The sequence below is a fragment of the Nocardioides sp. CPCC 206348 genome, assembly GCF_048654705.1.
Classification (GTDB): domain Bacteria; phylum Actinomycetota; class Actinomycetes; order Propionibacteriales; family Nocardioidaceae; genus Nocardioides.
In genome coordinates this window covers 2,841-4,282 of sequence record NZ_JBMCZA010000228.1, presented here as the reverse complement: position 1 = coordinate 4,282, position 1,442 = coordinate 2,841, and the positions used below count along the sequence as shown (strand labels likewise).

The window sequence follows — 1,442 nt, the reverse complement described above, 5'->3', positions numbered from 1 at the left end:
GCGTCGAGCACCGCCAGGTCGTCGTCGGTACGACGTTCGGCTGCCAGCGCCGCTGCCCGCACCTCGATGGCGTGCCGCACCTCGAGCAGGTGGGCCAGCTCGACGCGATCGACCTGGCGACGCATCAGCGCCTGCATCTCGGTGGCCGCTGCGACGTACGTGCCGTCGCCGCGGCGTACCTCCAGCAGGCCGACGTGGGCGAGCGCCTTGACCGCCTCACGGACGGTGTTGCGGCTGACGCCCAGGGACGCCCCGAGCACCGGCTCGGGCGGGATCCGGGTGCCGACGGTCCACTCACCGCTGGCGAGCAGCGCGCGCATCCCCTCGATGGCCTGGTCGACCAGGGAGGCGGTGTGTGCGGGGGCGAGCGGCATCGTCGTCCTTTCGTCCAATCATCCTACGTCTGTCTACACTAGTCCTCATGCCGCCCACCGCGCAGCCGTCGCGCCTCTCGCACCTCCTCCGGGGACATCTCTCCGAAGGGGCCGAGGTGAGCGCGCAGACGCGGCGTCGGGCGACCATCAGTCTGGTCGTTGCCGTCCTGCTTGTCGCGTTCAACCTGCGGATCGCGGTCACCAGCCTCGGCGCGATGCTCGATCGGCTCGGCTCGATGGGCCTCTCCGCCACCACGCAGGGCGTCCTGACGTCCCTGCCCGTGCTGTGCTTCGCCGCGGTCGGCGCGACCGCCATGATCGTCACCCGCCGCGTCGGCGTGGACCGCGGCCTCGAGGGCGCACTGGTCCTGCTCGCCGCCGGCCTGGTGCTGCGCGTCGTCGACGGCACCCCCGCCCTCATCGCCGGAACCCTGGTCGCCTGCGCCGGCATCGCGCTCGCGAACGTGCTGATCCCGGCGATCGTCAAGGAGCACTTCCCCACTCGCGTCGGCGCCATGACCGGCGCCTACAGCGCGGTCCTCTCGCTCGGCTCGGCGTTCGGCGCCGCGCTCACCGTCCCGATCGCGAACGCGACCGGCAGCTGGCGCGTGGGCCTCGGCGTCTGGGCGGCGCTCGCCCTCATCGCTGCGGTCGCGTGGGCGCCGTACTGCCGGGGCCGCAACCGCCAGCGCTCGACCGCCCGCGGCACCTCGATGTGGCGCAACCCCACCGCGTGGGCCGTCACCGTCCTCTTCGGCACCCAGTCGCTGTTCGCCTACGTGATGATGAGCTGGCTCCCGAGCGTGTACGTCGACGCCGGCTTCAGCGACGAGACGGCCGGCCTGCTGCTGGCGGTGAGCATCCTCATCGGGGTCCCGTGCTTCTTCATCGTCCCGACCATCGCCGGCCGGATGCGCCACCAGGGCCACCTGGTCGCCGTACTCACGGCCTTGACGGTGCTCGGCTGGCTCGGCCTGTGGCTGGCCCCCGCCGGCGGCGCCTGGCTGTGGGCCGCCCTGCTCGGCGTCGGTGGCTCGGTGTTCCCCGTCGTCCTGTCCTTCTTCGCGC

The 1,442-nt window shown here is 72.7% G+C and carries 2 protein-coding genes; one reads left to right on the top strand and one right to left on the bottom strand.

The window, feature by feature from the left end; genetic code table 11:
* Window positions 1-374: FadR/GntR family transcriptional regulator (locus ACOADB_RS25835; protein WP_378605698.1), on the bottom strand; the 374-nt coding region annotated here is incomplete at its 3' end.
* A 47-nt stretch (window positions 375-421) separates the two neighbouring features.
* On the opposite strand from ACOADB_RS25835, the gene ACOADB_RS25830 reads away from it, so the two are divergent.
* On the top strand, window positions 422-1,442 hold a 1,021-nt coding region (locus ACOADB_RS25830), incomplete at its 3' end, for an MFS transporter (RefSeq protein WP_378605695.1).